The 15,183-nt window shown below is 41.9% G+C and carries 11 protein-coding genes; all 11 read right to left on the bottom strand.

Going from position 1 to position 15,183, the window contains the following annotated elements:
* The 11 genes from GR929_RS04475 to porE all read right to left on the bottom strand — a co-directional run bounded on the left by GR929_RS04475 (position 1) and on the right by porE (position 14,992).
* Positions 1-2,457 carry a TonB-dependent receptor gene (locus tag GR929_RS04475; protein WP_159517730.1) on the bottom strand — a complete coding sequence of 819 codons (2,457 nt, stop codon included), beginning with the start codon at positions 2,455-2,457 and terminating at the stop codon, positions 1-3.
* A 439-nt stretch (positions 2,458-2,896) separates the two neighbouring features.
* Positions 2,897-5,215: a TonB-dependent receptor gene (locus tag GR929_RS04470; protein ID WP_159517729.1), complete on the bottom strand. Its 2,319-nt coding sequence runs from the start codon at positions 5,213-5,215 to the stop codon at positions 2,897-2,899.
* Entirely contained in the window at positions 5,208-6,131 is a 924-nt protein-coding gene (locus tag GR929_RS04465) for a DUF4249 domain-containing protein (RefSeq protein WP_159517728.1), read from the bottom strand. The genes GR929_RS04470 and GR929_RS04465 overlap by 8 nt, the downstream gene beginning before the upstream one ends.
* A complete protein-coding gene (locus tag GR929_RS04460) occupies positions 6,124-7,029 on the bottom strand; it encodes a DUF4249 domain-containing protein (protein WP_159517727.1) in 906 nt (301 codons plus the stop codon). The genes GR929_RS04465 and GR929_RS04460 overlap by 8 nt, the downstream gene beginning before the upstream one ends.
* Before the next feature lie 538 nt (positions 7,030-7,567).
* Complete coding sequence (locus GR929_RS04455; protein ID WP_159517726.1) at positions 7,568-7,762, bottom strand: CPXCG motif-containing cysteine-rich protein; 195 nt, start codon at positions 7,760-7,762, stop codon at positions 7,568-7,570.
* A 93-nt stretch (positions 7,763-7,855) separates the two neighbouring features.
* Positions 7,856-8,437, bottom strand: a complete 582-nt coding sequence (locus tag GR929_RS04450) for a hypothetical protein (protein WP_159517725.1) — start codon at positions 8,435-8,437, stop codon at positions 7,856-7,858.
* 416 nt (positions 8,438-8,853) lie between these two features.
* The gene (locus GR929_RS04445; protein ID WP_159517724.1) at positions 8,854-9,423 is read right to left on the bottom strand and encodes an acetate uptake transporter; all 570 of its coding nucleotides are present in this window, start codon (positions 9,421-9,423) and stop codon (positions 8,854-8,856) included.
* 137 nt (positions 9,424-9,560) lie between these two features.
* Complete coding sequence (locus tag GR929_RS04440) at positions 9,561-10,661, bottom strand: SGNH/GDSL hydrolase family protein (RefSeq protein ID WP_159517723.1); 1,101 nt, start codon at positions 10,659-10,661, stop codon at positions 9,561-9,563.
* A 137-nt stretch (positions 10,662-10,798) separates the two neighbouring features.
* Entirely contained in the window at positions 10,799-11,566 is a 768-nt protein-coding gene (locus GR929_RS04435; protein WP_159517722.1) for a DUF5995 family protein, read from the bottom strand.
* Positions 11,567-11,590: 24 nt separating this feature from the next.
* A complete protein-coding gene (gene ilvA, locus GR929_RS04430) occupies positions 11,591-12,847 on the bottom strand; it encodes a threonine ammonia-lyase (RefSeq protein ID WP_159517721.1) in 1,257 nt (418 codons plus the stop codon).
* Positions 12,848-12,991: 144 nt separating this feature from the next.
* Positions 12,992-14,992: a PorE family type IX secretion system protein gene (gene porE, locus GR929_RS04425; RefSeq protein ID WP_159517720.1), complete on the bottom strand. Its 2,001-nt coding sequence runs from the start codon at positions 14,990-14,992 to the stop codon at positions 12,992-12,994.
* Positions 14,993-15,183: the final 191 nt, after the last annotated feature.

The raw sequence follows: 15,183 nt of genomic DNA, 5'->3' as shown, positions 1-15,183 counted from the left end.
TTAAAAGCTTTTAAATTTGAACCGGTAACTTACGGAGGGCATAAAACGGAATATGGAAAAATTTTTAAACTTTAATTTTCCTTCTTCTTTTTTGGTATAAATTACAAACGGGTTATTTCTACCGTAGGCATTATAAATGGAAAAATTCCAGATTCTCTCTCCTCTTTTTTTCTGCTTAATTAAATTGATCCCCAAATCCAGCCGATGATAATCGGGAAGCCTTGCCTGATTAATTCCACTGTAGTAAGTAATCGATTGTGGTGAATAAACTTGATTGCTGGAAAAACCGAACTCTTCCAAAGCTCCGGAAACAGGAGAGCGTTCATAAATCTCCTGCCCTTTGTATAATGTTGAGGAGATCGTCACAGGAACACCGGTGCTATAAGTCCAGGTCAATGATAGCTCAATGTGTTTGTTCAATTTATGCACTGCTACAACATTGATTCTGTTCCTGCTATCATACCGAAAAGGAAATGTGTGCCCATTATTCAACTCGGGAAACCTACGATTTGCCCACGAGAGCGTGTACCCAACCCACCCCGTGGTTTTACCTTCGTTTTTTCGTAGTAGCCATTCCGCGCCATAACTTTCGCCATCGCCAGTAATTACTTTGCTTGTCCAATCGTTATCCAATGTGAAAAACGACTCCCCGTTTTTATAATTTATGACCCCCTCCATTTTCTTATAGTACAAGGCCATTGACAGTAAAACCGATGGACTTAAACGATAATGAGCTCCGATATCGAAGGTTAAAGCAGAAGCAGGTTCAATTTCCCTTAATGCCGGCACCCAAATATCAACAGGAAATGAAGTCCCATTATTGATCAAAAGATGAATGGGTTGAGCCATCCATGAAACCGATGCTTTTACAGAAGATTTAGTGTTAATTCTGAAATCACATGAAAAGCGGGGCTGAAACGAGTAGTAGGGATTGTTCTTTCTTGAAAATAACAAGACATTCATGCCAGCATTTAAATGAAGCCACTCGGTTGGGTTGATGTGATTTTCGAAATACCCATCTAACTCAACAACATGATCATCCGACTTTTCCGTTTCATATTGAAAATTATCATCCGGATCTGATACTGATCGATACTGCATAATTAAGTTACCGGGTACAAAATGATGGGTAACCACTTTCCCTCCAAACTTCGTGTTCCAAGCAGCAGACATGGCATAATCAAAGTCGATCTTTAGTCCTAAATCACGAATACTCGAGGCATTCAAATAGTTAATTGACTCATTCAGCGTATCACTTAAGAGTTCTTCGATGGAATGATTTTTAAATGTTGTTTGATATTGATACCGGGAAAAAATCAATGTTGTATTTGCAAATAACTTTGGGCCAAATATCTTGTTCCATCTTGCAGTTGCCGTAATGTTGCCCCATAAATTTTCCATGGTGGTCTTTTTTTCCATATTGCCGGCCAACTCTGAAGTATCGAACATTTGGCTGCTACTCTTTTCGCGTTCGTTGATATGAAGTCGATCCCTGCCCGTGTACAAGCTTAAATACAAACGGTTATTTTCATTAAGTATGAAATTAGATTTTACATTCAGATCATAAAAACCATATCCTAAATTCGTCCTCAGAGATCCACCCCCTACTCTTTCCTGCTTAAACGATGTGAGAGGCGTGTAAAACAAATCGGCATAAGTTCTTCTCGCAGCAACCAAAAACGAAGATCTCCCCTTTTTTATCGGACTTTCAAAAACTACTTTAGAAGAAATTGTTCCCACAGAAATGTCCAAGTTCTTTTTGTATAAATTACCTTCTTTCAAGCGTACATCGATGACCGAAGACAGCCGCCCTTCGTAACGAGCAGGGAAACCACCTTTATAAACATCGACACTTTTTACAGCTTCGGGAGTGAAAACAGAAAAAAAACCGAACAAGTGATTGATATTGTAAACAGGAACTCCATCAAGCAGGATTAGGTTTTGGCTGGCATCTCCTCCCCGAACGTATAAACCAGAACTCCCCTCCTTGCCCATCTGAATTCCGGGCAAAAGTTGTAAACTTTTTACAAGATCTCGTTCACCCAACAATCCCGGAATTTTCTCTAACTGATTGCCTGTAAGCATAATTCGATCCAATCTGTTCTGACTATTGCTGTTGTCCAATCTACTCCTGACAACAATTGAGTGCAATTCATTATTGGTTTTGAGAGCTATCGTGATCCTTAAGTCCGATTCAGCTTTTTTGCGGACAATCTTCTTTTCGTAACCGACATAAGATACTTCCAGCGCAATGGAATCATTTTTAACAACAGGAAGACTAAAAAAACCATAGTCATTGCTAATTACACCTGTACCTGTGTGCAGGTTGTAAACATGTGCATGAATTAATGTTTCTCCAGTCTCTATGTCTACGACAGTACCACCAACCTGAACATTTTGTCCATGCGAGTAAATACATACCATCACTAAGGCTAGAATACTCAATACTTCCCTCATCTAGTGTCGTTAAGATTAGTACGCATAAGTTTTTTTATAACGTATCTGCTGTGATAAAGAAAACAATACTGGTTATAGTTTTATTGTACATAACCAGCATTGTTTTGTATAATTAATTGAAATTGTCACTTTATTTGAATCGCCGATCCCACTAGACCAAAAGATTGCATAAAATTTACAACGAATATCCATCCCCTCACTCATTCTAAAGAAATCACTATACTTATTAATAATAACTATCTTTTCCTCCTTACGTTCTGATGTTGTCAGCTAAGTCATAGGTTTCATCCCTGAAAGTCTCCACAAACTTAAAATTGAGACTATTCTCCCATCCTTTCTTCTCTGTGTCTTCCATTTTTTCTATTTGTAATAATAAAACAACTATAGAAAACGCGATTAATCTATGATAGAATTACAAGGATGCGCTTCGCAAGAATGACTACCACTTATAGGTAAATGAAACTGATGGTATAATTGGGAAAACGCTAACCGATCTGACCTCATTATCTTTTTTATAATAATACCACGGATTCATGCGGTTATAAACATTGTAAATGGAGAAAGTCCACGTGTAGATTTTCCCGTTAGATCGTTTCCGTTTGGAGGAATACCCGATATCCAGATGATGGAAAGAAGGCATCCTGAAATTATTGGGCTCGTAAAAGGTCTTCCTGGTGGAGAACCACTCCGGTAGGTCTGACCAGACAGATTCCTGCATTCCTGGCGGCATGATACCCGGCATTTCGGCATCGGATACACTCAGGTGGTTTCCGGATTGGAGGGTAAAGCCGAAAGACAGGCTTTTCTTGTAACTCGAATTGGTTTGTAGTTCATATTCCGCCATTAGCGAAATGTCGTGGCGGCGATCGTATTTAAACGGGAACCAGTTTCTGTTGTTTACCTCGTCAAACTGCCGTTCGGACCAGGCCAGGGTGTAGGATAACATACCGGTCAAGCGCCCCTTTCGCTTTTCAACAAAAAGCTCACTGCCGTAAGCCCTTCCCTGCCCCACAAGAACACTCTCCTCCCAGTTGTTCTCATTGGCATTAACAAAGGTTTCCCCTTCCTCAAAACGAATCACATGGTCCATCTGCTTGTAGTAGGCTTCAACGCCTGCCCGGTAAGTTTGGTTAAAGTCCTTTTCCATACCCAACGCAAACTGGTAGCCCGTTTCGGGCTTTACTTTACCGGTCGATGCCACCCAAAGGTCTGTGGGCAGCCCCAATGACGAATTGGTCAGTAAATGCAGGTGTTGGGTCATCAACATATACGACGCTGTAAGCGAATAACCCTGTCCAAGCTTAACTCCCGCGGCCAATCGCGGTTGAATATGCAGGTAGTACTCGCCATCGGCAAAGTAGTTCGATAAGCGGCCTCCTCCATTGATGTTGAAATCACCCCATTGGACATCATTTTCGAAATAAAGCTCCGCTAGGTCCGACTGGTTGGTGTATTGATCGTTGAACTTCTGATTGTATTCGTTTCCTTTTACCTGGAGGATATTGGGTTTGAAAACCAAATGACTGTATTTACCGCCAAACCGTAAAGTATAGTTGGTGGCCGGGTAATATTCAAAATCAAACTTAGCGCTATGGTCCCAAAGTTTGGAAGAAGTGTAAAACTCCGTGAATGTTTCGTCCGAGTTACTTTTCGCTTCCTGCTCATATTGATACTGGCTAAAGTAAGCTGAAAAGTTGGCGAACAACTTCGGCGAAAAGAGCTTGTTCCAACGCAAAACACCGGTTAAGTTGCCCCATTGGTAGTGGTTCCTGGTACTAACCCCTGCATACTCCGACCGGTGAAACTGCTTGTCGCGGCCAGCATAGATACTGAGATAGAGCCGGTTTTTCTCATTCACCATCCAATTGGTTTTCCCATTGAAATCGTAAAACTTAAACCCATAGGTTTGAGCGGAGTCGTAGATTTTTTGCATCAATACCATGGGCAGATCAATAAACGAACGGCGAAAGGAAATGAGGTACGATGCCGTATCTCGTTTGATTGGCGCCTCGTAAGTAAAACGCCCGGATATGGGGCTGATGGAAAATGTGCCGCTGGCTTTCCTCATGTTTCCTTCTTTCATGCTGATATCCAACACCGATGACAATCGACCGCCAAAGCGGGCCGGAATCCCTCCTTTGTAAAACGAAGCACTTTTAATGGCGTCGTTGTTAAAGGTGGAGAAAAAGCCAAAAACATGCGATACGTTGTAAACCGGTACGCCATCGAGCAGGATCAGGTTTTGGTCATCGCTTCCGCCACGCACATTGTAGGTAGTGGTGTTTTCGCGCCCGCCCTTTACGCCGGGCAAATACTGAAGCGACTTCAACAGATCGCGCTCACCAAGGATTACCGGTATGCGGTCGATGGTTTCCATATTGATCCGGTTAAAACTTAAATTGGATAGCTCCGGGTGGGAGCTGGTATTGTGTCTCCCTTTTACGGTGACCTCCTCCAGGTCAAGTCCCGGGGTTAACCGGACAACAATTAGCGTGTCCTGCTGAAGGTTAAGTTCGAGGGTTGTTCGTTGATAACCCACGAATCGTGCTTCAACCAGTTGTTTGCCCCTGGGTAACGACAAGCTAAAAAAGCCGTAAGCATTGGAGGTGGTTCCTTTTCCACTTTCCGGATGAAACAGGGTGGCGCCAATCAGGCGTTCACCGGTTTGGGCATCCTGTACATAGCCTGTAAGCCGCTTGGTCGACTGGCCATAGCCCAAAAGCGGGAAGACAATTAGTAAATATAAAAGCTTATTCATTTCTAAAACTCAGGTAAATAAATGAGGCCGAACCAAAAATGCCCGTCCCGTTTTCAATGTTCGAATAAATTTGTACCGGCTCTTTAAACGGCAATTCCTCCCATTCCTCAATCAGCCACAATTGAACCGATGATTTCATATACCTGTCGTAATGCTCATCGGCATTGAAAAAGACATCAATTTTTTTTGTTGTCATATCTTTGGTAAAAGTAAGTTGCTCTCCATCAACTCCCGCATCGGTTAACCGGGCATAGAGTTTGTAATAAAACCCATTCTTCGATTCGGGGTCCACCACCCGGTTAAAATCATCAATATAAGGGGAAATGTAACTAACACGCTCTCCGTAGTTATATTTTTTATAAGGTGAATACCAACCGAGTGTATAATTCCAATAGAAGTCTTTCCCATTTTGGTCTTTTAGTTGATAATCAACAAGCAACCAATAAAAATGAGAACTTTCACTACCCTCTTGCCACCTTTCATATTTTTTCCTGGATTGAACGACATACGCTACGTCAGGCTTTTCTTGTACGGTGGTCTCGGCAGTTAATGGCAGGTTGCCGGGTGCCGTACATTTTACTGCGTAGGTTTTTCCCTCCAGCGGTTTTTTATTGAGTTGATAATTCCCTTCCGAAACAGGATTGGCCGTTCCCCAGGGCTCGCCATTTTCAAAGAACTCAAGGGTGGCATTGGTCACCGGTTCAAACTCGCCGGTTTCGTCCAGTGTGCGGGTGTAATACAAATCCACACGAACAATCGAATCGGGATTGAGAATACAGTTTAGGCAAATTTTCCTTTCCGCCTGGTAATCAAAACCCACCACTTGTTCGCAGGAGAGCAGAACAACACTGCAAAGTACTGTAAAGCAAACTTTCATTTTAATCAATGTATAGATGGTAATCAATTGTTTATTCATTTCTAAAACTCAGGTAATTAAATGAGGCCGAACCAAAAATGCCCGTCCCGTTTTCAATGTTCGAATAAATTTGCACCGGTTCTTTAAACGGCAGGTCGTCCCATTCCTCAATCAGCCACGATTGAACCGATGATTTCATATATCGGTCGTAATGTTCATCGGCATTAAAGAAGATATCAATAACTCTTGTGTCCGTGTCTTTTGAAAATTCAAGTTGCGATTCATTTACGCCGACATCGGTTAACCGGGCATAGTAGTAATAATAAAATCCATTCTTAGATTCGGGCTCCACCACCCGGTTAAAATCGTCAATGTAGGGGGAAATGTAACTCACATGGTGTACGAAATTGTATTTCTGATAGGGCGTGTACCAAAAAATCTCATAATTCCAGTAAAAATCATTCCCGGGCTGGTCGTTTAGCCGGTAATCGACAAGTAGGTTGTAAAAATGAGTACTCTCGCCCGTCTGGCCTGCTTGCCAACCTTTTGATTTCTCTTTTGACCTGACAACATACGTTACATCAGGTTTTTCTTGTACGGTGGTCTCGGCAGTTAATGGCAGGTTGCCGGGTGCCGTACATTTTACTGCATAGGTTTTTCCCTCCAGCGGTTTTTTATCGAGTTGGTAATTCCCTTCCGAAACAGGATTGGCCGTTCCCCAGGGCTCGCCATTTTCAAAAAACTCAAGGGTGGCATTGGTCACCGGTTCAAACTCGCCGGTTTCGTCCAGCGTGCGGGTGTAATACAAATCCACACGAACAGTCGAATCGGGATTGAGAATACAATTCAGGCAAATTTTCCTTTCCGCCTGGTAATCAAAATCCACCACTTGTTCGCAGGAGAGCATGATCATTACACTAAAAAAAAGAAGGTTAATTCGAACCAGTTGTGTTAACATTTCGCTGTTGTTTTAATGAATGTCGTTTAATTAGTTCAAGTCGGCTTGCTGTTGAAAATAGTTAGCCGGGTTTTCTTTTGACCAAAACTATAGAATAGGCATTGAGTTATCCTACTAAACATGGAAAGGTGACCGTTAATTTTTGTTAAACAGCAGTGCCCGTAAATGGCAAAAAGTGCCCTTCGTAAAATTATTGAGGGGGTTCATCCAGAAAAACGTGCAGCTCATGAAATTTTTTTGGCGCGGTTGAAAAGGAGCTAATTTAGATCCGGTTTAAATAATTATTTTGTCGATAACAGGGAGTTGAACTGTTCGGGATAAGCCAACGATTTTGAATTTGGAAAACGCGTATGGGAAGTAACAGGAAGCGATGGGTATAAAAAAAGTCTTGGCTGGTCAGGATTTGCAGACGAGCAGGGAAAAATGTCGGGCGAAATAATGCAGATGTTGTTTCCCCCGTGCTGCCGTGCGATTGTATTGTGGCACACCAAGCAAGCGGGTTCAAGCCGTAGCGGCTCAAGTGTTTTGTTCCATCGCCCTATCCGGGGTTTTCAGGCTGCGCCTGAACATCAATCTCACCTCCCGGACCGATCTGAATTTTTATTAAAACGGGGTTGCAGCAAACCGGGCAATCTTCGGTGAGCTCCGACTCCCCCTGCGAACGGTCAATAGTTACAGGAATATTTTGCCAGCAATACGGACATTGAATGGTATGCGTTTCGATAGATTCCATACCTGTAGAAGGACTGCAGGGACAAAAAAGTTTAAGGGGTGGATCATGTTGCAATTCCATAGCGCTCAGTTGAGGGAGCGTGGTCTCAGTCGATCAAACTAAATAGACATGCTTTGGAAGTTTCCTTTGTTTATTATTTGTTTTGGCATAAATCAACTCCGAAAAAGTCTTTGTTAAAGGTGAACTTTGAACAGTAAAGCTTCTGGCGCATCCTTTTAAAGTCTTTGAATATAGCCAATTATGCAGGTGCTTCGTTAGCCTGTCAGGATTATGCTGAAAATGATAATCTGAGTCAATCCTTATATCGATAGATTCATTGTGTATCGAATAGTTAACTCTAAACGAACCAACGGAATATTTATAATTGGGGTCATGTACATCGGTCTGACAAATATTAAATTCTCCTTCTGTCAATCCATTATTTTTGAAAATGGTTATCGCTTCAGTTAGTTTATTTAAAACGACATTATTACGCATAATCAACTTGTCTGAATCAATGACCATTTCTTTACCATTGCCTCTGAAGTAATTGATAAGAAATTTTCGTGGTAATCTATAAATAGAAATGTAACACAATGCAATAATGCAAAGAAGCCGATTTTTAAAACTCTTTTCGTTTAATATTGGCACGTACAAATTCCATAGGTATAAATCAAAAGTCGATAAAGCATTCATATGTAATTAGTTTTAGGTTTCTATTTAAAATTGATCCATTCTTGTTTTAATGAGTGTATGCTTCTATTCCGGTATGTTTTTTATTCACTAATTCAGTTCCTTTTCCTGTCCAGGTTTTCAATCATTGTTTGCGTCGCTTGGCCCTTGTTTAAAATGGATGTATTATAAACAGTAAATTGAATCGATTGTTGAATTTGAAATTTAGAATGAAATAGGGTTGTCTCTTTCAGCAGTGCGTTCAACGGTGATGGAATGAGATCTGACTTGTCAAACTTGGCTGGTCAGGATTTGCAAATCCGACCCGCCCACAATGAGCCTTTTGTATGTCTTCAGAAAAGAATTGAACGCTGTTCTCGGATATAAAAAAAGCACCGAGGCTATCTCCCGGTGCTTTTACAGAATGTTTTCAATGCGTTTTATTTTGCTTTAATCAGCGGATTGCCCACTCGTAGAATTTCTCTTCCTGCAAGATCATTTAAAATAATAGCAGCCATCATGTACCAGGCCGAGAACGCACAGGCAATGAGCACAACGGCAGCAACGATGTTCATGACCGGGAAACCAAAGTGTCCCAGATCCAGCAGGATAAAGCCGGCCAGTAGCGTGCTGAATGTGATGAACATGGCCCGATGAATAAACATGGAACCCACCCAAAAAATGGCTGTCAACAGGGTCCAGCCAACAAGAAAAAACCCAACGTCGGAATGCGACGATTGGTACACTTCAAAGTGGTTTAAAAGCCAGATGAGTCCAAGCCCGATCCAGAATGATCCGTAGCTGGTAAAGGCAGCAAATCCAAAGTTGTTACCTGTTTTTTGCTCCATAATTCCGGCAATCAGTTGGGCTAACCCACCAAAAATAAATCCCATGGAAATAATAGGACCTAATCCACTCCATCCGAGGTTGTGGAATTGAAGTAAAAGAGTCGTCATGCCAAACCCCGCTAATCCTACCACCGCAGGATTTCCTAATTTAATGTTGTTCATTGCCAAGTGAATTTAGTTGTTATTTTTTTTTGATTTTGGCGCAAAACTAGTCAATAAATTGAATCGACCGTTAACCTACACGACAAAGGATTACGTTCTCTGAAAAGATTAGCGATTTGGTAATGTAACCCGACAAACTACCATTCAATATGTTCATCGATAAAGCGAATAAGACTATTGCCCATGGTCTGCTGTTCCTGGATGCTGGGATGCCCGGACGTTTCCTTAAACGGCATAAAAAACGAGTAAATTTCGGGATCGTCTAACCTGGAAACTGCCTGCTCAATGTAACCCGGCCATTGCGAGTCTTCTTTTGTGGCATCCATATTACCCAGCATGCAAATAATACTGGCTTGCGGATACTGATCACGAATGCCGGCCACAAAGCTCTGATACGCCTGAATGATGTATTCATCGTCCGGTGCTTTGTTCCCAAAATTGGCTTTAAATTCATCACGCTCCGGACGGTTGACCAACCAGGAATCATTCTGAAAAAGATTAATCACGACCAAGTCGGGCGTATAACTGGAGAAATCCCATTGACTGGTAGAATCAGCTGGATTAAGACGATCATAAATATCGGACATGATTAAGGGAAACCAGCTAATCATGATACCTATTCCGCTCTTACAAATACAGTGGTATCGGGCATCGAAATGTCGGGCCGTGATTGCCGCATAACTCAGATAGTTGTTTGTAAAGGTTCCGCTTGGACGGTCTTTCCCCGTGGTATCTTCCACGGCATACCCGGCTGTGATGGAGTTGCCATAAAATTCGATTTTTCGTTTTTTAGCTGGCGACTTGGGCAGCACTTGAGCATTGCCTTCTATTTTGAAACCATAAAAAGTGGTTGTACCACGGTCCCATTCTGTCCGTTTGAACAATTCCAGGGTATGTTCCCCCGGAGCCAGCCCCGAAGCCAGCGTGTAATATCTTTTCACGGTATCCATTCGCAGCAAAACCGTGCTATCCTGATCCAGTTGAATATTGAAATCGTTGGTGCCATTTTCATCACTCATCAGGGCCGAGATCGATTCCCCCTCAAAATTGATTTTAACCGAGGTGCCCGACCAATATAATTTAGCTCCCTCCGCATTGCTTGTATCTATTCGCCCTTCATACCAAATTTGCGGGTTCGAATAGTTTAGTTTCAGATCAGCCTGTTGGGTCGTACAACTAGTGTTGACTGCAAAAAACAAAAAAGAGATCAGATAAAAGAGATTTTTTAGATTGCCCATGTTCTGTGATGAATTGAATGAGTTGGATAATTCTATTCGTATTTTGAAGGGATTGAAGATACAAAAGTTTTTAAACGACTGTGTCGCGAACTGTTAAGTTTCGAGAAAACTATAATTGAACTGAATATCGGCTGAGATTATTCACTCGTTCTTTTGAGTTTCCCTATTTTTTCCGAAACGGTTCCTCGCTCAGTTAACCGAACAATGGCTAAAACGGCACTGGCAATCAATCCGGGCTGAAGGATTACACTTGTTTTTTCGGCTACCCGCAGATCACGATCTTTCAGGCAGGCAGCAACATCAGAATTAGTGGTACTGAAAAATTTGTTGCCAAACTTCCAGGCTCCATCGCGAGCCAATTTCATGCTAAAATCAACCAGGTAGTCATCCACCTTTCCGGTCCATTTCAGTATAAATTTCAAAGCCGGCCAAACTGCCGACAAATCATCCTGCACATCATGAACTAAGGATGATAGAATCTCATTAATCCGGTTAAAATCATCTTGAAGATCTGCGATCTTTTTTTCTCTTGAAACCTCCGCAGCGGCAATCCCCAAATCAAGATTGATATGTGCATTCATCCCCATCAATAAATGTTGCAACACAATAGGCCAGTAATTCGTTGACAAGTCGAACGCCTTTTGCCAGGAAAGTGTCATTGGGCTCTTGCTTTTATAAGCCATCCACGCTTCAATATACCGATTGGCAAACAGCACATCGAGTTGCTCCATGCGTTCGCCATCATCAAAATAATTGTTCTCAATTCCTTCTTTTACCTTAATCGTTACTTTTTGGTAGAGTGCTGCAAAATATCCGGAAGGGTCATTATTTTGTATGCATTCCTGAATAATATGCTCCAGTGTGTCAATAACTTCATCAACAGTATTGGGTAACTTATTATTCATAGTCGGTAAGGTTGAAAATCAGTTTCAAATTAGATATTGGAACAGATCAGGTTTTTCATTTACGTATTCGTAGACAAACCCATTTTCCGCCATTCGTTGCACCAGACCATCAAAATCATTTTTGTTGCTTAGTTCAATTCCAACAAAAGCAGGTCCGCGCTCGCGGCTATTCTTTTTGGTGTATTCGAAATGAGTGATGTCGTCATTTGGACCAATAACATATTCAACAAAGTCGCGCAATGCACCTGAACGCTGCGGAAAACGGATGATAAAATAATGCTTCAGCCCTTCAAATAACAGCGAACGCTCCTTAATTTCTTCGGTCCGCGTGATGTCGTTATTACTTCCTGAAACAATGCAAACCACATTTTTCCCTTTGATCTGATCAGCATAATCATCCAACGCGGCAATAGAAAGTGCTCCGGCCGGCTCAACCACAATGGCATCGCGGTTATACAATTCCAATATTTTAGTGCAAATACATCCTTCCGGAACCAACACAATATCATCAACCACCTGTTTGCAAATTTCGAATGGCAGATCTCCAACACGCTGAACAGCCGCACCGTCAACAAACTTGTCAATTTTCTCCAGAGTGACCACTTCTCCCTTTTTCAATGATTCTTTCATAGAAGGAGCACCAGCCGGTTCAACGCCAATAATTTTGGTGCTCGGATGCATTTGTTTAAAGTAGCTTCCCACTCCGGCAATTAATCCGCCACCGCCAATGGGAACAAACACATAATCAATCTGGAGGGTTGAATCCTGTAAAATCTCCATAGCCGTTGTTGCCTGTCCTTCAATAATCAACGGATCGTCAAACGGATGAATATAGGCCTTCTGATTTTCGTGGCAATCTTTCCAGGCCTCGCTACTGGCATCATCATAAGTATCTCCAATCAATACGATTTCGACAAACTCTTTCCCAAACATTTTTACCTGTTTGATCTTTTGTTTGGGAGTTGTTGTGGGCATGTAAATTTTTCCATTAATTCCCAACTTCTGACACGAATAGGCCACTCCCTGGGCATGATTACCCGCACTGGCACAAACGACGCCATTCTTCAGCTGCTCTTTGCTCAGGCTCTTTATTTTATTGTAAGCACCGCGTATTTTATAGGACCGTACAATTTGCAGGTCTTCCCGCTTTAAAAAAATATTAGCGCCAAACTGCTCCGAAAGGTTTAAATTTTCAGTCAGCGGAGTAGAAGTTAAGATTTCGTTCAGAGTCAATTTTGCCCGGTTAATATCCTGCAAACTTGGAAAGTATGATTTTGTCATTTTTGTCTTTTATTATTAGAGAGCAACATTTCGCCTATCATTCGGTTCACCATCTACGAACAAGAGCGCAAAAATAAGGTGTTTTTAGCATTGAGAAATGATTATGCTTAGCTATTAAGACGATTAGGAAGAAATAACAAGACCTTATTCCTCAACTTCGGGAGCAAAACGCTCATGAAAATCGGTAGAAAGCACCCGGAATTCGGTACGACGATTAATAGCCTTGGCTATTTCTTGCTGTTCAGGAGTAAGTCCAAGGATAAACTCTTCGGTCAGTTCATCATTCCGTTTCAGGAAGTCGTACTGCTTAGCCAACTTACGTGTAACGGCTTTTGGCCAGGTTTCTCCATACCCTTTGGCGACTAATCGGCCAGGGTTAATGCCTTGTTGAATCAGGTAATCGACAACCGCCTGTGCCCGTTTCTGTGAAAGTTCGAAGTTGTACTGTTCCGAGCCCACAAAGTCGGTGTGTGCCATCAGCTCAATGGTAATGGTTGGATTTAGTTCTAAAATACCCACCAAACTATCTAAGGCATGAACCGACTCGGGTAATAATTCCCAACTTCCAAACTCGTAATTAATATTATCTACTTTGATTGGCGCATCGGTTGGTGTGAGGTACAAGTCAACCCTAAAATCCTCGCTATCATCTAGTCCGATAGTGGATTCGCGCCCTTTATCATTTAGATAGCCATCTTTAAACGCAGCAAAAACATACTCTGTTTCGGGGTTCAATTTCAGCTGGAACTTACCATCGTCGGCACGCATTTTCAGGTTTGTACCATCAGTTCCAATGATCCGAATACGGGCACCATCCAGCCGTTGGCTGGTTTCTTTATCGTAAATTTCGCCCGAAACACGATAGATTTTAGGAGGTAAATAAAAGGAATAAATATCATCGCTACGTGATCCTTTTCGGTTCGAGGCAAACATTCCGCGTGTTTCTTCGCCTTCAACAAACGACATCCCAAAATCATCACCCGAAGAGTTGATTGGTGCTTTCATATTCTGAATGCGCCACTCCCCTTTTTCAGTGCGGGTAGCCTTAAAAATATCCAGTCCACCCATTCCCATGTGGTAATCCGATGAAAAATACAACTCGCCATTTGATCGGATCGTTGGGAAAACTTCATCGCCCGCCGTATTAATTTTTGGTCCCATATTTTGTGGATTCGAAAAAGTACCACCATTATCGGTTACCATCCAAATATCTTTCCCGCCATAACCTCCGGGTTTGTCAGAAACAAAGTATAAAGTGTCACCATTAATCGACAACGAAGGATGAGCAGCAACGAGGCTATCACCGAGCAATTCCATTTTAATAGGCTCCGACCAGTCGCCTCGTGACATTTTGACCCGGTATAGTTCGGTGCCAAGATCCTCTTTTTTATCGTAACGGGCACGCGTAAAAATCATTTCATCGCCATTTTCCGACAAGGTAATCGCTCCTTCTTCGTCCGGAGAATTGATCATTCCAGATTCATCAATCAGTTTGGGAGGGCCCCATTTTTGCCGCTGAACCTGGTATTCTGAACGAAAGATGTCGGCAAACTGCTCGCCTGTTATACTGTTTTCTTTATTGCCAACTGTATTTTCACGTGTTGAAGTCAATAGAATTTCATTATCGCGTCCCCCCACAAAAACAGGGGTGTAATCGGCATATTTGGAGTTTAGCTCACGAACAGTACTCACCACATAACGGGTCGGATTATCAACCCACTCCTGAATATAGCGGCAAGCATCCAATCCGTTTATTGCCTGAATGTCTTGTGGTATTGAATCAAGGTATTGTTGATAAGCTTCAATTGCCTCTTCGAATTTCTGCGTAGCGCGTAAACAATCGGCATAATAAAGTACAGCTTTAAAATCGGGGTGCTGCCGGCGAATTGCATTTTTGTACCAAATGGCAGCCTTTCCGTAATCGCCAATTTCGCGATAGGCTTCAGCCATATTATAAGCCATTTCCATTTTGTGCTGCATGTTATCATCCTTTCGGTAGGCTTTCCGGTATTTTTCAGTTGCCCGATAATATTCACCTATTTCATAAGACAATTCACCCAATCGAAAATTCTTTTTCGAGGAACAAGATCCTAAAATAAGCAGGGCTAACGAAAGGCTAATAACAGCAAAATACGTACGCTTCATGTATTCTCGCAGATTAAGGCGGTAAAAGTAACCAAATTTGTTCGTTATGGAAAAACTAAAATCATGATATTCAATGATAAACAAAAAATTTTGAAATAGCTCCCAAAACGCAGTAAAACAGCAATTTAAAAGGTTAAACGCATAAGTTGGCATTATATTTTGTTACCACCTGTTTTCTACCCAGTTTCTAC

Origin of the sequence: Sunxiuqinia indica (assembly GCF_009847015.1) — a bacterium.
GTDB classification, from domain to species: Bacteria; Bacteroidota; Bacteroidia; order Bacteroidales; family Prolixibacteraceae; genus Sunxiuqinia; species Sunxiuqinia indica.
This window is presented reverse-complemented; position numbering and strand designations above follow the sequence as displayed.

Excerpts from the sequence above, each read along its gene's own strand:
- GR929_RS04475 (WP_159517730.1), bottom strand. The coding sequence starts at position 2,457 with ATGAGGGAAGTATTGAGTATTCTAGCCTTAGTGATGGTATGTATTTAC.
- GR929_RS04470 (WP_159517729.1), bottom strand. The coding sequence starts at position 5,215 with ATGAATAAGCTTTTATATTTACTAATTGTCTTCCCGCTTTTGGGCTAT.
- GR929_RS04465 (WP_159517728.1), bottom strand. The coding sequence starts at position 6,131 with ATGAATAAACAATTGATTACCATCTATACATTGATTAAAATGAAAGTT.
- GR929_RS04460 (WP_159517727.1), bottom strand. The coding sequence starts at position 7,029 with ATGTTAACACAACTGGTTCGAATTAACCTTCTTTTTTTTAGTGTAATG.
- GR929_RS04455 (WP_159517726.1), bottom strand. The coding sequence starts at position 7,762 with ATGGAATCTATCGAAACGCATACCATTCAATGTCCGTATTGCTGGCAA.
- GR929_RS04450 (WP_159517725.1), bottom strand. The coding sequence starts at position 8,437 with ATGAATGCTTTATCGACTTTTGATTTATACCTATGGAATTTGTACGTG.
- GR929_RS04445 (WP_159517724.1), bottom strand. The coding sequence starts at position 9,423 with ATGAACAACATTAAATTAGGAAATCCTGCGGTGGTAGGATTAGCGGGG.
- GR929_RS04440 (WP_159517723.1), bottom strand. The coding sequence starts at position 10,661 with ATGGGCAATCTAAAAAATCTCTTTTATCTGATCTCTTTTTTGTTTTTT.
- GR929_RS04435 (WP_159517722.1), bottom strand. The coding sequence starts at position 11,566 with ATGAATAATAAGTTACCCAATACTGTTGATGAAGTTATTGACACACTG.
- ilvA (WP_159517721.1), bottom strand. The coding sequence starts at position 12,847 with ATGACAAAATCATACTTTCCAAGTTTGCAGGATATTAACCGGGCAAAA.
- porE (WP_159517720.1), bottom strand. The coding sequence starts at position 14,992 with ATGAAGCGTACGTATTTTGCTGTTATTAGCCTTTCGTTAGCCCTGCTT.